Raw genomic sequence first — 14,660 nt, 5'->3', positions numbered from 1 at the left:
ATTCTTCCTTATCCAGGCGGCGCGGCCGCCCAGCGCAGCGCGTCCGCCACCGTGCCGATCCGCGCGATCAGGCGCATGCTGGCCAGCGAGGCCTGGTGCGCCGCCGGGTCGGCCGCGGCGCAAGCGTCCTGCGCGACCATGACGTCGAAACCGATGTCGGCCGCATGCCGCACCGTGCCCTCGACCACCGAATGCGTGGCCACGCCCGCCACCACCAGCCGGCGCGCGCCCAGCAGCCGCAGCGTTTCTTCCAGCGGCGTGCCGTAGAAGGCGCTGATGCGGGTGTGCTTGACCACGAATTCGCGCGCGCTGCCGGCCAGCGGCTGCAGGCCCTCGTAGAACTCGCTGCCCCATTGTCCGTCGGGCACCGCGCCGATCGCCGCCACGTTGCGGAAGATGGCGCAATTGGGCAGCAGGTCGGCGTAGTCGGGCCGGAACGCGATGCGCACGTGCACGATGGGCAGGCCGGCGGCCCGCGCGCCGGCGAGCAGCGCCGCCGCGCCTTCCAGCACGCGCCGCCGCGTATCGCCGTCGGCGTCCAGCCCGACGCGGATCTTGCCGGCCGGATGCAGCACGTCGTTCTGGTAGTGCAGCGCCAGCACCGCGGTATCGGCCGCCGTCACACGAAGCCCTCGAACACGTCGTGCACGTCCTCGCAATTGACCAGGTCCACGCGCTTCATGCGGATGCGCCAGCTGTCGCCCTCGGCGGCCAGCTTATGGGTGTAGCGTCCGGCCAGCTGGCGCGGCTGGCGCTTGCGCCATTCGGTCATCTGGAAAACGGAATGCACCACCAGATTGCCGCCGGCGTCCACGCCCTCGACCTGCACCCCGCCCACCAGCCGCACGCTGCGCGTGGGCGGCTGCTGCGACCAGTTGCGCGGATGCTCCAGCCGGCGCACGCGCACGTCGCGCAGCATGCGGTCCTCCCAGAACAGCGAAATGTGGTCGTAGGGGCTTTGCTGGCCGGGCACGCGCGGCATCCAGTACATGCCGTCGTCCGTCCACAGCGCCTGCCATTCGGCGTAGCGGCGCTCGTCCAGCAGGCGCGCCTCGCGGTACAGGAACTGCGCGATCCGGTGATAGGCGTCGGCCGGGACCTCGGCCGGCGCCAGGCCGTCGGTGGCGACGTCGAAATCCAGGTCTAGCAACATGCTCGGTCTCCCTCGGCGGCCGCGGCGGTGGTGGTGGCGCCGGCTTGCATATAAGTCTTCCAGGCGTGGAACTGATTGCGCATCGGCAGCTCGCTGGTGCCATTGACCGACACCATGCCGTCGGGGTCGCTGCGGTCGGTGCCGTGGTAGCGGTGCATGCTGACCCACTCGCCACCGCGCGTGGCGTTGCCTTCCTGGCAGCGGTTGTACAGCTCGATGTCGTCCGGCATCACGTTCGACGAGGGCGAGTTGATGACGTTGGCGTACAGCATGGCGCGCTTGAACACGCCGTCCGGCGCGCCCTTGCAGCGGAAGGTCTGGATCTCGATCATGGTCCGGTCCACCGCGATGGGCCGGATCACGCGGAACTGCTGGAACACGGTATGGGGCGAGCCGCTGCCGTAGATCACGGTGTTGTGGCGGTTCATGCCCAGGATCTCGCGCGCCCGCGCCTCGCCATAGGCGGCCGTCAGGGTTTCGAAATGCGCGCGCGACACCGGATCGCGCTCGGCCGCGCCGGGGTTGAAGATGCCTTCCATGTAGCCGTGGCCGTTGGCGTAGGCGCGCAGCTCCAGCTTTTCCCAGAATTCATAAGGCTCGCCGTTGCCGTCCATGATGTGCAGCTCCAGCGGCATCTCGCCCAGCTCCTTGGCCTCGTCGCGCGCGGCGGCATAGGACGACTCGTGCGTGACGCGGGCGTGCATGGTGTCGTGCAGGTTCTCGTAGAACACCTTCCAGTTCGAGCGCTGCATGACGCGGAAAATGCCGCCGGCGACCTCCACCTCGCCCACCGGCGAGCGGTCGCAGAGGTTGTCGATGGACGAGCGCACGCCGCCCAGGAATTCCTCCAGCCCCGGCCCCTCGGCCGACTGGCTGGCGAACACGAAGCCGCGGTAGCTTTCCACCCGCGCCAGCCGGCGCATCGAGAACGCGGGATCGGCCGGGTCGTAGGCCGTTCCCTCCAGGCCCTGCTTGAGCGGCACGCCCAGGTGGCTGCCGTCCAGCTTGAAGGTCCAGGCATGGTAGGGACAGCGGAAGAACTTGCCGGCGCAGCCGTCGCCGTCCGCCACCACCTTGGCGCCCTTGTGCGGGCAGCGGTTGTACAGCACGTGCACGCGGCCGTCGGCGGCGCGCACCATCAGCACGTCCTGGTCGCCCACGCGGGTGGTGTGATAGTCGCCGGTCCTGGGCACCTGGCTTTCATGGCCCACGTAGATCCAGGCGCGGCCGTAGATGCGCTGCATCTCCAGGTCGAAAATGGCCGGGTCGGTGTAGACCGCGCGATGCACGCTGTCGCCGCGCACCAGGGCGGCCAGTTGCGCTTCGGTGTATGACATGCCTTCCTCCTATTTGCCCGCGCTTTCCTGCCAGCGCGCCATCAGCGTGTTCGACGGCAGCGTCTCGTCGAGCAGCTTGGCCGCCGTCTCGCGGCCGGCGGTGGGCAGGCCCTTGGGGTCCAGCAGCCCCACCTGCACCATCACGCTGGCCTGGTCCCAATAGATGTGCTCGTGGTAGAGCTTGTCGCCGCGGAACTTGACGATGGCCACCAGCGGGATCTCCACGTACTTGCCCGTGGGCTTCACGCCCGGCAGCAGCCAGTCGATCTCGGTGGTGTGGGTGAAGCAGAACAGCAGCTCGTCCACGATCTGCGTGGCGCCCACCGTGCGCGACAGCGGCACCAGGCGGGTGTCGGGCGGGTTGTTGTTGACGAAGTGATGCTGGTAGAAGCGGCTCAGCTCCTTGTAGCCCACGCCGCCGGTCATGGTGGGGATATGGTTCACATAGGGCTCGGCCACCATCGTGGCCATGGTGGCCGCCACGTCGCGCGTGCCGAATTCGTATTCGCAATGCTTGTCCCACAGGTGCGAATAATCGAACTCCGGCCCGATGGCGCGCTGCAGCGCGGCCATGCTGCGCTGGTGCGCCATCAGCGCCGAGGGCTTGTCGTAGTGCTCGCCGCCGGTGCGCGCGAAGGCGTGGTCCACGCCCGGGTAGACGTACAGCTCCACGCCGGGCTTGCCGCCCAGCGCCTCCAGGATGCGCTGGCGCGCCGGCGGCGGGCAATAGCCGTCCTGCTCGGCGATGTGCAGCACCAGCCGGCCGCGCAGCCCGGCGGCCTCGTCCAGGCTCTGTTCGATGCCCACGCCGTAATAGCCCACCGCCACGTCCACGTCGAGCCTGCACGCGGCCAGATAGGCCAGCTTGCCGCCCAGGCAGTAGCCCAGCACGCCCACGCCGCCCCGCTGCTCGGGCAGATCGCGCAGCGCGGCGACGGACGAACCGATGTCGCGCAGGCCCAGTTCCACGTCGAAGCCCTGGTACAGCTCGAAGGCGCGCGGCATGTCGGCCGGGCCGTCGGTCAGCTGGATGCCGGGCTGCTGGCGCCAGAACAGGTCGGGCACCAGCACCACGTAGCCTTCCTCGGCCAGCAGCTGCGCGGCGCGGCGCATGAAGTCGTTCACCCCGAAGATCTCCTGGCACAGCACCAGGCCCGGGCCGTGCCCGCAGGCCGGCACCGCCAGATAGGCGCCGAAGGATTTGCCGTCGTGCGAGGCGACCGTCACGTCGCGCGTGGTAATGCTGGGGGTCATGCGTGTCTCCTGGTTGCGGGCATCCGCCCTACTTCATCCGGCAGGAAGCGGCGAACGGGTCGTGGTACTGGGTCAGCACCGTGCCCGACAGTTTGTTGGACAGCTTGCCGCCCGCGCCCGCCTCGACGATGCGCAGGTAGTAGTTCTGTATCGGATAGTGGTTGGTGTTGAACTTGAAATCGCCGCGCACCGACTTGAAGTCCGCGCGCCGCAAGGCCGGGCGCAGCGCGTCGGCGCCGAGCTTGCCGCCGGTCTGGCGCACCGCGCTGTCGAGCAGCATGGCCGCGTCATAACCCTGCGAGGCGTAGAGCGTGGGGCTGCGCTTGTAGGTCTTGGTGAAATCCTCGACGAACTTGCGGTTGGCGGGGTTGTCCAGTTCGGCGGCCCACTGGGCCGTGTTGCGCAGGCCCTCGATGGGCGCGCCGACCGCGGCGATGGTGTCCTCGTCGCCCGAGAAGCCCGGCGCCAGCAGCGCGATCTCCTTGCCCAGGCCCGCGCCGTTGAACTGCTTGATGAAATTCACGCCCATGCCGCCGGGCAGGAAGAAGAACACCGCGTCCGGCTTGCTGGCGCGCAGCCGAGTGATTTCCACGCCGTAGTCCAGCTGGCCGAGCTGGGTGTAGATCTCTTCGGACAGGCCGCCCTTGTACAGCCGCTTGAAGCCGTTGAGCGACTCGCGCCCGCCGGGATAGTCCGGCGCGATCAGCGCCACGCGCTTGTAGCCCTGGTCGGCGGCGTATTTGCCCATCGCGGCCGGGATGTCCTCGTTCTGCCAGGCCACGGCGAAGAAGTTGGGGTTGCAGCCTGCGCCGGCGTAGTTTTCCGGACCGGTGTTGGTGCTCAGGTAGATCGTGCCCGACTGCAGGATGGCGGGCATCACCGGCAGCAGCACGTTCGAGAACACGATGCCGGTCATCACGTCGACGCGGTCACGCTTGAGCAGGCGCTCCACCGCCTGGCGCCCGGTGTCGGCCTTCTGCTGGTCGTCGGCCACCACCACTTCCGCCTGCAGCCCGCCCAGCTTGCCGCCCGTATGCTGCAGCGCCAGATTGAAGCCGTCGCGGATCTCGTTGCCCAGCGCCGCGCCCGGCCCGGACAGCGTGGTCAGCAGGCCGATCTTGATCTGGTCGGCCGCCGACGCATGCGCCGCGGCGGCCATACAGGCCAGCGCCGCCAGCGCATGCCGGCGCCATAGGTTTCGATTCATGAGCCACCCCGTTTTCCCCGCCGGCCGCGCCGGCGCAACGCTGACAGAAGCCGTCTGCCACGGTCCACCCTGCCGTCCTGCCAGCTTAGGCCGGCGGGCCGGGCGGCTCTATCCGATTCCTGTCAGCCTTATCCGGGATTCACTTAATTCCACGCGCGCGCGCTTTACATTACCCTGGCCGCAGATACGGGAGGGTTCCCGTGCCGGAGGCATGCATGCATGGCTGGTCCCGATCCACGCTGGCGCCCCTGTTGCAGCGGCGCGTCTTCAGCTCCACGCAGCAGGACGAGACGCGCACGCTCGTGTCCGAAGCGCTGAAGGAGCACCGCCTGACCTGGAAAGGCGGACGCGTGGACGCGCAGCTCAACCGCGCCCGCTTCGGCTCGCTGACCGTCTGTACGCTGCGCTACGGCGCCGAAGTCCACATCGAACCCGACCGCCTCCAGGACTTCATGCTGGTGCAGGTGCCGCTGCGCGGCCGCGCCTGCATCGAATGCGGCGCCGACCGCGTCGACGCCGGCCCCGACTGCGCCGCCGTCATCGCCCCCAACCGCCCGCTGCGCCTGCACTGGGAAGCCGGCTGCGAACAGCTGCTGCTCAAGATTCCGCGCGGCAAGCTCGAAGCCATCGGCCTGCGCGCCTTCGGCGAAGCCGCCGCCGGCCCGCTGGACTTCGCCCCCGCGCTGCGCCTGGACACGCCCGTAGGGGCCGCCTGGTGCAGCATGGTCGCAAGCCTGATCCATCTGCTGCCCACGCTGGACGACGGCGCGCCGCGCCCGCCCGCGGCGTGGCTGGAACACCTGGAAGACACCCTGATGCTGCACCTGCTCTACAACCAGCCCAACAGCTGGCAGGCGCGCGCCGGCCTGGCTTCGGCGGTCCCCCGCCGCCTGGCCCTGGCCGAGTCCTACATGCGCGAGCACCTGTCCGCCCCCCTGACCCTGATGGACATCGCCCGCCACGCCGGCGCCAGCGCCAGCGCGCTGACGCGGCTGTTCCAGGAACACCGCGACACCACCCCCATGAACGCGCTGCGCGCGCTGCGGCTGGACACGGCCAGGCAGAAACTGAAGTCCGACGCCGGCGCCAGCGTCACCGAAGTGGCGCTGGGCGTGGGCTTCGGGCACCTGGGCCGGTTTTCGGAGTATTACCGGGAGCGGTTCGGGGAATTGCCGCGGGAGACGCGGCGGGTTTGAATGCCAGGGTCGGATGCCGGGGCTGGATGCCGGCTTCGCCGGCCGATGGGTTACGCGCGCTTGGCGATTGAATTCTTGCCTAGTCCTTGGCGCGCTGCACCCATCCTACGGCCCAACGTTCCGTACACCACCGGTTCAACGAATCCGCGCCGCAAGACGCCTGCAAGCCCCATGAGGCCGCCCGCGCGGCCGACATGGGGCGGACCCCGCAAGATCTTCGCAACACAGCCGCCCGCGAACAGAATGCCAAGCACACCACCCGTTCCCGGCGAACGCCACATTAGGCCCGATGCAGCACGGCGTGGTGGGGCCCCGGGGTGCGCGGGGCGTCGATAAGCCCTAGGGAATCTGAAGGAACCGCCGAAGGCGGTGACGAAGATGACGAAGGGGTAGTCCGGAGCGAAGGCTCCGGACCGCAATCGTGGCCCCGCGCACCCCGGGGCCCCGCCGCGACGGGCGTCTCAAGAACCGGAGGCCAGCCCCGCGCGACGGGCGTTTAGTTTATAGAAGCGCCCATCAAGCCGGCACCACCGCCGTCACCTCGATCTCGACCTTGGCCCGGTCCTCGACCAGATCGGCCACCTCCACCGCCGTCATCGCCGGAAAGTGCCGGCCGATGTACTCCCGGTAATGCTTGCCGATGGCGGGATAGGCCGCCACATACTCGTCCTTGTCCGTCACGTACCACGTCATGCGGACGATATGCTCGGGCTTCGCGCCGCCCTCGGCCAGGATCGCGACGATGTTCGCCAGCGTCTGGCGCACCTGCTCCGCCAGGTCGTCCGACTCGAACTGCTGCTGGCCATTCCACCCCACCTGTCCGCCCACGAAAACGAGCTTGCTGCCCACCTGCATCTCGGTGAGCACACCATTCGAATAGCCCCGGGGCGCCATCCAATCCGGCGGTTGCAGAATCTTCATAACGTCATCCTATTATCAAAAAAACAAACTACAGGGCGGTCCCCGCCGCTCAGGCGGCGGGAACCAGGTAGGCCTGCATCCGCTCGCGCAAGTCCGCAGGCAGCGGCATGGACTTCATCGTCCGCAAATCCACCGTCACGATCGTCAGCGTCGCCGCCAGCCGCAGCTGGCCGTCCGGGCCTTCGAACTTCACCAGCACCTTGAACGACGCCCCCCCGATGCGCTGCACCTCCAGCACCTGGCGCAGACGCTCGTGCCAGCGGCTCGGCGCGCTGAAATCGCACTGCACCGACGCCGTCGGCGTGCCGATGTGGCGCTCCACGTGCAGCGCATGAAACGGCAGCCCCATCCCCTTGTCGAACCACTCCTCGACGAAATCGTTGATCATCTCGAAATAGCGCGGATAGAACACGATGCCCGCCGGATCGCAGTGGCGGAAACGCACCTCTACCTGGCTGATGAACGGAGCTGCCATGATGTTTCCTTCCGGCCTGTTCAAGCCATCTTGCGCAGCGCGAAACGCTGCAGCTTGCCGGTCTCGGTGCGCGGCAGCGCATCCACGTACTCGATGGCGCGCGGATACTTGTAAGGCGCGATGGTGGCCTTGACGAACTGCTGCAGCGCCGTGGTGAGCTCGCCGCCGGCCTCGTAGCCCGGCTTGAGCACCACGAAAGCCTTGACCACCTGGCCGCGTTCGTCGTCCGGCGCGCCCACCACCCCGCACTCGGCCACGGCCTCGTGGCGCAGCAGCGCGTCCTCCACCTCGGGGCCGGCGATGTTGTAGCCCGCCGAGACGATCATGTCGTCATTGCGCGCCTGATAGAACAGATAGCCGTCGTCATCCTGCACGAAGGTATCGCCCGGCAGGTTCCAGCCGTCCTGCACGAAGCGCAGCTGGCGCTCGTCGGCCAGGTAGCGACAACCGGTGGGGCCCTTGATCGCCAGCCGGCCCACCGTGCCATTGGGCACCGGCTGCATCTTGTCGTCCACGATGCGCGCCACATAACCCGGCACCACGCGGCCGATGGCGCCGCGGCGCACCGACTCGGGCGGGCTGGACACGAACACGTGGATCATTTCCGTGCCGCCGATGCCGTCGATCATCTCGATGCCGGTGGCCTCTTTCCACAGCTGGCGGGTGGCGTCGGGCAACGCCTCGCCGGCCGACACGCTCTTCTTCAGCGAGGAAATATCGAACTTGCCCGCCAGCGCGGACATCTGCCGGTAGAAGGTCGGCGCGGTGAACACGATGGTGGCGCGGAAATCCTGAATCAATTGCAGCAGGCTTTCCGGCGTCAGCTTCTCGGCCAGCACTGCGCTGGCGCCTGCCCGCAGCGGGAAGCACAGCAGCCCGCCCAGGCCGAAGGTGAAGGCCAGGGGCGGCGTGCCGCAGAAAATGTCGTCCGGGCCCGGCTTGATGACGTGCTTGGGAAACAGGTCGCACATCGCCAGCACGTCGCGGTGAAAGTGCATGCAGCCCTTGGGCGCGCCCGTGGTGCCGCTGGTGAAGGCGATCAGGCAGACGTCGTCGGCGGCCGTGTCGCAGGCCTGGAAGGCGTCGTCCGGCTTGCCCGCGGCCAGCGCGTCCAGCGCGTCGGGCGCGGCATCGTTGAAATACATGACCCGCGACAGCGCCGGGCAATGGTGCTCGTGGCCGGGCTGCACGCAGAATTCGGCCTCGTCCTTCAGGCGCACGTCGCACAGCACCGCCTGCACCTGCGCCTTGTCGATGATCTGCTTGAGCTCCTTGGCGCGCAGCAGCGGCATCGTCGGCACGGTGACCAGGCCCGCCTTGATCGCGGCCAGCCAGGACGCCGCCATCATGGGGTTGTTCGGGCCGCGCAGCAGCACGCGGTTGCCGGGCACCAGCGCCATGTCCTCGACCAGCACGCGGGCGATGCGGTTGCTCAGCGCGGCCAGCTCGCGGTAGGTCATGGCGGCCGGCTTGCCGTCCTGGCGCCAGCGCAGCGCCACGCGTTCGCCATGCCCGCGGCCCACCATCGCGTCCACCAGCTCGACGGCGCAATTGAAGCGTTTGGGATAGGCCACGTCGGGACCGTCGAGCAGGAACTCGGGCCATTGTTCGGCCGGGGGCAGGTTGTCCCGGGCGAAAGTGTCGATGTGGGCGGATGCTTCCATGGAATTCCCCTTGGCGGAGCCGGTCGGCATTTTTAGGTTTTCAGCAGTTCGCGGGCGATGATCAACTTCTGCACTTCGGTGGCGCCTTCGTAGATGCGCAGCGCTCTGATTTCCCGATACAACTTCTCCACCGGCATGCCCGACACCACGCCGGCGCCGCCGAACATCTGCAGCGCGCGGTCGATGACGGTCTGGGCCGATTCGGTGGCGGTCATCTTGGCCATGGCCGCTTCGCGCGTGGTGCGCTGCTTCTGCACGTCGCGCATCCAGGCCGCGCGGTACGTCAGCAACGCCGAGGCGTCGATGGCGGCCGCCATGTCGCCCAGCGCCGCCTGGGTCAGCTGCAGGTCGGCCAGGGTCTGGCCGAACATGCGGCGCGAGCGCGCCCGCGTCAGGGCCTCGTCCAGCGCCCGGCGCGCAAAACCCAGCGCGGCCGCGGCCACCGAGGCGCGGAAGATGTCCAGCGTCATCATGGCCAGCTTGAAGCCCTGGCCCGCGTCGCCCAGGCGCTGCGAGGCCGGGATGCGGCAGTTGTCGAACGTGATGGTGGCCAGCGGATGCGGGGCGATCAGCTCGATGCGCTCGCTGATCTCGAAGCCGGGCGTGCCGGCGTCCACCACGAAGGCGCTGATGCCGCGCGCCCCGGGCGCTTCGCCGGTGCGCGCGAACACGCAATAGAAATCGGCGATGCCGCCGTTGGAGATCCAGGTCTTGGCGCCGTTGAGCACGTAGTGGTCGCCGTCCTGGCGGGCCTCGCAGGCCAGCGCGGCCACGTCCGAGCCGGCCTCGGGCTCCGACAGCGCGAAGGCGGCGATGGCCTCGCCGCGCGCCACGCGCGGCAGGTAGCGCTGGCGCACTTCCTCGGAGCCCATCAGCGAAATCGCGCCGCTGCCCAGGCCCTGCATGGCGAAGGCGAAGTCCGCCAGCCCTTCGTGGCGGGCGAAGGTCTCGCGCAGGATGCAGACCGCGCGTGAATCCACCTCGGGCAGCGCCCCGCCCCAGGCCCCGCCGGGACCGGCCGCCACGGCGTAGCGCAGCCAGCCGGCCTGGCCCATGGCCCGCACCAGCTTTTTGCATGCGCCGTCGGCGTCATGGTGATCCACGTCCCCCAGGGAGGCCTCGCACCAGGCGTCGGCCTCGCGCGCCAGCTTGCGGTGCGCATCGTCGAAAAACGGCCAGTCCAGCCAGCTTGCGTCGCGCATGATCAATTCCCTTCGAATACCGGCTTCTGCTTGGCCACGAAAGCCTCGTAGGCGCGGTGGAAATCGCGCGTCTGCATGCAGATGGCCTGGGCCTCGGCTTCGGCCTCGATCGCCTCGTCCACGCCCATGTTCCATTCCTGGTGCAGCAGCTTCTTGGTCACGCCGTGGGCGAAGGTCGGGCCCGCGGCCAGCTGCGCGGCCAGCGCCTGCGCGGCCTCGGCCAGCGCGCCGGGCTCGTGCAGCGCGTTGAAAAATCCCCAGCTGGCGCCCTCTTCCGCGGTCATGGCGCGGCCGGTGTACAGCAGTTCCGACGCGCGGCCCTGGCCGATCATGCGCGGCAGCAGCGTGCAGGCGCCCATGTCGGCGCCGGCCAGGCCGACCCGCGTGAACAGGAAGGCGGTGCGCGCCGCCGGCGTGCCCAGGCGCATGTCGGCGGCCAGCGCGACCATCGCCCCGGCGCCGGCGCAGACGCCGTCGACCGCGGCCACGATGGGCTGCGGGCAGGCGCGCATGGCCTTGACCAGATCGCCCGTCATGCGCGTGAAGTCCAGCAGCTCGGGCATGGACATTCTGGTCAGCGGGCCGATGATTTCATGCACGTCGCCGCCCGAGCAGAAGTTGCCGCCCGCGCCCGTCACCACGACCACCTTGATGTCGGTGGCGTACACCAGCGAACGGAACAGGTCGCGCAGCTCGGCGTAGGAGTCGAACGTCAGCGGGTTCTTGCGCTCCGGGCGGTTGAGGGTGATCGAGCCGATCTTGCCGTCGGCCGACACCTGCCACAGGAACGTCCTGGCCTGGTAGCCGGCCATCGGACGCTTGTGGTGCTTCATGGTGTGCTCTTCGGGCTGGGTGCTCATGGTGTCTCCATTCAGGGTTGTTCGGTGGACGCGACGCCGGCCTCAGCCGGTCATCACCTCGCCGCCGTCGACGGCGATGGCCTGGCCATTGATCGAGGCCGAGGCCGGCAGCGCCAGCCAGGCGACCGTCTCGGCCACTTCCTCGGGCTGCACCAGGCGGCCCTGCGGGTTGCGTTCGGCCAGCTTGGCGCGGGCGGCTTCGGGGCTCATGCCGGTCTTGTCGACGATGTTCGACACCGCCCCGCGCACGATGTCGGTTTCGGTGTAGCCGGGGCAGACCGCGTTGACCGTCACGCCCTTCTGCGCGGTTTCCAGCGCCAGCGAGCGGGTCAGCCCGACCACGCCATGCTTGGCCGCGCAATACGCGCTGACGTAGCCGTAGCCGATCAGGCCGGCGGTGCTGGCCACGTTGATGACCCGCCCCCATTTCTCTTTCAGCATCCCCGGCAGGGCCGCCTGGATACAGTGAAATGTGCCGGTCAGGTTGACGGCAATCATGGAATTCCACAAGGCCGTGTCGGTCCGGTCGAAGCGTTCGCTGACCGCCTGGCCGGCGTTGTTCACCAGCACCAGGACCGGCCCGAATTCGGCCTCGGCCTGGGCGAAGGCCGCGCGCACCGAGGCCTCGTCGGCGATGTCGGCGCTGACGGCCTGCACCTGGCCCATGCGGGCCAGGCCGTCGGCCGCGGCCTCCAGCGCCGCGCCGTCGCGGCCCAGCAGCGTGACGCGGGCGCCGCGCGCCAGCAGCGCGCGGGCGCAGGCCAGCCCGATGCCGCGGGCCCCGCCCGTCACCAGGGCGTGGCGCCCGGCCAGGGGAAGCGGAGTTGCGTTCATTTGATGTCCAGTTGCGCCATGGCGGCGGCGCGTTCGAAATTGGTCTCCAGCTGGCGCTTGCCGGCGAAATACTGGCTCGGCCAGCCTACGTCACGGTAGCCCACCCGCGCCGCTTCGCGCAGCGTCCAGGAGGCGTCGGCCAGATGGGGCCGCGCGAGCGCGCAGAGGTCGGCGCGCCCCGAGGCGATGATGGCGTTGGCGTGGTCGGCCTCGAAGATCGCGCCCACCGCGATGGTGGGAATGCCGGCCTCGTTGCGCACGCGGTCGGCGAACGGAGTCTGGAACATGCGGCCGTAGACCGGCTTTTCTTCCTTGCTGACCTGGCCGGAGGAGCAGTCGATCATGTCGGCGCCGGCGGCCTTGAAGTGGCGCGCGATCTCCACCGCGTCGTCGGGCGTGATGCCGCCCTCGACCCAGTCGCTGGCGGAGATCCGCACCGACATGGGCTTGTTCTCGGGCCAGACGGCGCGCACGGCGTGGAACACCTCCAGCGGGAAGCGCAGGCGGTTTTCCAGGCTGCCGCCGTATTCGTCCTCGCGGTGGTTGGTCAGCGGCGAGATGAAGCTCGACAGCAGGTAGCCGTGGGCGCAATGCAGCTCCAGCCAGTCGAAGCCGGCCTGCTCGGCGCGCCGCGCCGCGGCCACGAAGTTGTCGCGCACCTCGTCCATGTCGGCGCGGGTCATGGCGCGCGGCGTCTGCGACACGCCTTCGATGTACGGCAGCGCGGAAGCCGAAATCAACGGCCAGTTGCCCTCGGGCAGCGGATGGTCGATCTTCTGCCAGCCCAGCTGGGTGGAACCCTTGCGCCCGGCGTGGCCCAGCTGCATGCCGATGCGGGCGTCGCTGTTGGCGTGCACGAAGCCGACGATGCGGGCGAACGCGTCGCGCTGCGCGTCGTTCCACAGGCCGGGGCAGCCCGGGGTGATGCGGGCGTCGGGCGAGACGCAGGTCATCTCCACCATCACCAGGCCGGCGCCGCCCATGGCGCGCGCGCCCAGGTGCACCAGGTGGAAGTCGCCCGGCACGCCGTCGGTGCAGGAATACATGGCCATGGGCGAGACCAGGATGCGGTTCTTGAGCCGCACCCCGCGCACCGTGTACGGGGTGAGCATGGGCAGGGCCGGACGCTGCCCCGGGGCCGGGGCGGCGCCCGCGTGCTCGGCGATCCAACGCTCGAACCCTTCGAGCCAGGCCGGATCGCGCATGCGCAGGTTTTCGTGCGAGATGCGCTGCGAGCGGGTCAGCAGCGAATAGGCGAATTGTTCGGGCTCCAGGTCGGCGTAGCGGGCGACGTTCTCGAACCATTCGGTGGAGTTGCGCGCGGCGTTCTGGATCTTCAGCACCTCGACGCTGCGCACTTCCTCGTAGTGCTTCAGGCCGGTCTCCAGGCTGCCTTCGGCGCCGCTCAGGCAGCGCGCCAGCTCGATCGCGTCTTCCAGCGCCAGCTTGGTGCCGGAGCCGATCGAGAAGTGGGCGGTATGGGCGGCGTCGCCCATCAGCACCACCGGCACGCGGCGCTGGCCGCGGGCGGTCTGCAGGCTGTTCCAGTGGACCCAGGTGTTGCAGATGACGCGCGGGAAGCGGATCCAGATGGCCGAGCCGCGCAGGTGGGTGGCGTTGCTGACCAGCCGGTTGCCGTCGAGCCACGGGGCGAACAGTTTTTCGCAGTAGGCGATGCCTTCTTCCTGGCTCATCTGTTCGATGCCGGCGGCCTGCCAGGTCTCCTCGGGCGTCTCCACGATGAAGGTGGACATGCCGTTTTCGTAGCGGTAGGCGTGGGCCTGGAACCACCCGTGCTCGGTCTGGACGAAGGCGAAGGTGAAGGCGTCGAACACTTTCTTGGTGCCCAGCCAGACGAAGCGGCAGCGGCGCTGGTCGATGTCCGGGTGGAAGGTGTCGGCGTAACGGGTGCGGATGTTGCTGTTGATGCCGTCGGAGGCGATGACGAGGTCGGCGTCGTATTCGCGGGCGATGGCCTGGTCGTCCTGCACGAAGCTCTCGAATACCAGCTTGACGCCTACGTCTTCGCAGCGGGCCTGCAGGATGTTGAGCAGTTTCTTGCGGCCGATGCCGATGAAGCCGTGGCCGCTGCTGCGCATGCTGCGGCCCTTGAAGTGGATGTCGATGTCGTCCCAGTGGTTGAAGGCGTCGCCGATGGTCTGGGCGGAAACCGGGTCGGCGTCACGGAGGTTCTGCATGGTGGCGTCGGAGAACACCACGCCCCAGCCGAAGGTGTCATACGGTCGGTTGCGTTCGATCACGGTGACTTCGTTCTCGGGGTTCTGCAGTTTCATGAGCAGACCGAAATACAAACCGGCGGGGCCGCCGCCTATGCAGACTATCTTCATTGCCGTATGCGCTCCGTGATGTGCGACGGATGTCTCTGTGTTCCGCGGTCGCGGAAATTTAAACCTTGATAGTTTAGGCTTGAAATATATACCTGATGGTGGGGGTGTGCAAATGGGGAAAGTATCTAGATTGTCTTTCGTCTGAGGGACATTAAATGGGGACGCATTTTGTCGCTGTGTTTTGGCGGGGGGTGAGGTTCTGTCGTTCC

13 protein-coding genes are annotated in these 14,660 nt (G+C 68.5%); 1 reads left to right on the top strand and 12 read right to left on the bottom strand.

Annotated elements, in window-relative coordinates; all coding sequences use genetic code 11:
• Positions 1–8: 8 nt before the first annotated feature.
• From C1I89_RS28995 to C1I89_RS28975, 5 genes are read right to left on the bottom strand one after another with little or no spacing between them, the layout of a single operon-like run.
• Entirely contained in the window at positions 9–623 is a 615-nt protein-coding gene (locus C1I89_RS28995) for a cysteine hydrolase (protein WP_102775740.1), read from the bottom strand.
• Positions 620–1,153 (bottom strand): aromatic-ring-hydroxylating dioxygenase subunit beta, encoded by a 534-nt coding sequence (locus C1I89_RS28990; RefSeq protein ID WP_102775739.1) that lies wholly within the window; start codon positions 1,151–1,153, stop codon positions 620–622. Before C1I89_RS28990 ends, C1I89_RS28995 begins: the two co-directional genes overlap by 4 nt.
• Positions 1,144–2,490, bottom strand: coding sequence for an aromatic ring-hydroxylating dioxygenase subunit alpha (locus C1I89_RS28985; protein WP_102775738.1), 1,347 nt, complete (start codon positions 2,488–2,490; stop codon positions 1,144–1,146). The genes C1I89_RS28990 and C1I89_RS28985 overlap by 10 nt, the downstream gene beginning before the upstream one ends.
• Positions 2,491–2,499: 9 nt before the next feature.
• The gene (locus tag C1I89_RS28980; protein ID WP_102775737.1) at positions 2,500–3,744 is read right to left on the bottom strand and encodes a dienelactone hydrolase family protein; all 1,245 of its coding nucleotides are present in this window, start codon (positions 3,742–3,744) and stop codon (positions 2,500–2,502) included.
• 28 nt (positions 3,745–3,772) lie between these two features.
• A complete protein-coding gene (locus C1I89_RS28975) occupies positions 3,773–4,951 on the bottom strand; it encodes an ABC transporter substrate-binding protein (RefSeq protein WP_102775736.1) in 1,179 nt (392 codons plus the stop codon).
• Positions 4,952–5,166: 215 nt separating this feature from the next.
• On the opposite strand from C1I89_RS28975, the gene C1I89_RS28970 reads away from it, so the two are divergent.
• The gene (locus C1I89_RS28970) at positions 5,167–6,147 is read left to right on the top strand and encodes an AraC family transcriptional regulator (protein ID WP_102775735.1); all 981 of its coding nucleotides are present in this window, start codon (positions 5,167–5,169) and stop codon (positions 6,145–6,147) included.
• A gap of 516 nt (positions 6,148–6,663) precedes the next feature.
• Here C1I89_RS28970 and C1I89_RS28965 read toward each other — a convergent pair.
• The 7 genes from C1I89_RS28965 to C1I89_RS28935 are packed head-to-tail and all read right to left on the bottom strand — an operon-like array spanning position 6,664 to position 14,451.
• The gene (locus C1I89_RS28965; protein ID WP_102775734.1) at positions 6,664–7,068 is read right to left on the bottom strand and encodes a RidA family protein; all 405 of its coding nucleotides are present in this window, start codon (positions 7,066–7,068) and stop codon (positions 6,664–6,666) included.
• Between the two features lie 49 nt (positions 7,069–7,117).
• Entirely contained in the window at positions 7,118–7,543 is a 426-nt protein-coding gene (locus C1I89_RS28960; RefSeq protein WP_062685296.1) for an acyl-CoA thioesterase, read from the bottom strand.
• A gap of 20 nt (positions 7,544–7,563) precedes the next feature.
• Positions 7,564–9,207 (bottom strand): AMP-binding protein, encoded by a 1,644-nt coding sequence (locus C1I89_RS28955; protein WP_102775879.1) that lies wholly within the window; start codon positions 9,205–9,207, stop codon positions 7,564–7,566.
• A 32-nt stretch (positions 9,208–9,239) separates the two neighbouring features.
• Positions 9,240–10,409, bottom strand: a complete 1,170-nt coding sequence (locus C1I89_RS28950; protein ID WP_102775733.1) for an acyl-CoA dehydrogenase family protein — start codon at positions 10,407–10,409, stop codon at positions 9,240–9,242.
• A gap of 2 nt (positions 10,410–10,411) precedes the next feature.
• Positions 10,412–11,269 carry an enoyl-CoA hydratase family protein gene (locus tag C1I89_RS28945; protein ID WP_102775732.1) on the bottom strand — a complete coding sequence of 286 codons (858 nt, stop codon included), beginning with the start codon at positions 11,267–11,269 and terminating at the stop codon, positions 10,412–10,414.
• 42 nt (positions 11,270–11,311) lie between these two features.
• Positions 11,312–12,103 carry an SDR family NAD(P)-dependent oxidoreductase gene (locus C1I89_RS28940; RefSeq protein ID WP_102775731.1) on the bottom strand — a complete coding sequence of 264 codons (792 nt, stop codon included), beginning with the start codon at positions 12,101–12,103 and terminating at the stop codon, positions 11,312–11,314.
• Positions 12,100–14,451: a bifunctional salicylyl-CoA 5-hydroxylase/oxidoreductase gene (locus tag C1I89_RS28935; protein ID WP_102775730.1), complete on the bottom strand. Its 2,352-nt coding sequence runs from the start codon at positions 14,449–14,451 to the stop codon at positions 12,100–12,102. Before C1I89_RS28935 ends, C1I89_RS28940 begins: the two co-directional genes overlap by 4 nt.
• Between the last annotated feature and the right edge of the window lie 209 nt (positions 14,452–14,660).

The sequence above is a fragment of the Achromobacter pulmonis genome, from assembly GCF_002885955.2.
Taxonomy (GTDB): domain Bacteria; phylum Pseudomonadota; class Gammaproteobacteria; order Burkholderiales; family Burkholderiaceae_B; genus Achromobacter; species Achromobacter pulmonis_A.
Note: the sequence above shows the minus strand (reverse complement) of the source record. Positions and strands in the feature narration are given on the sequence as shown.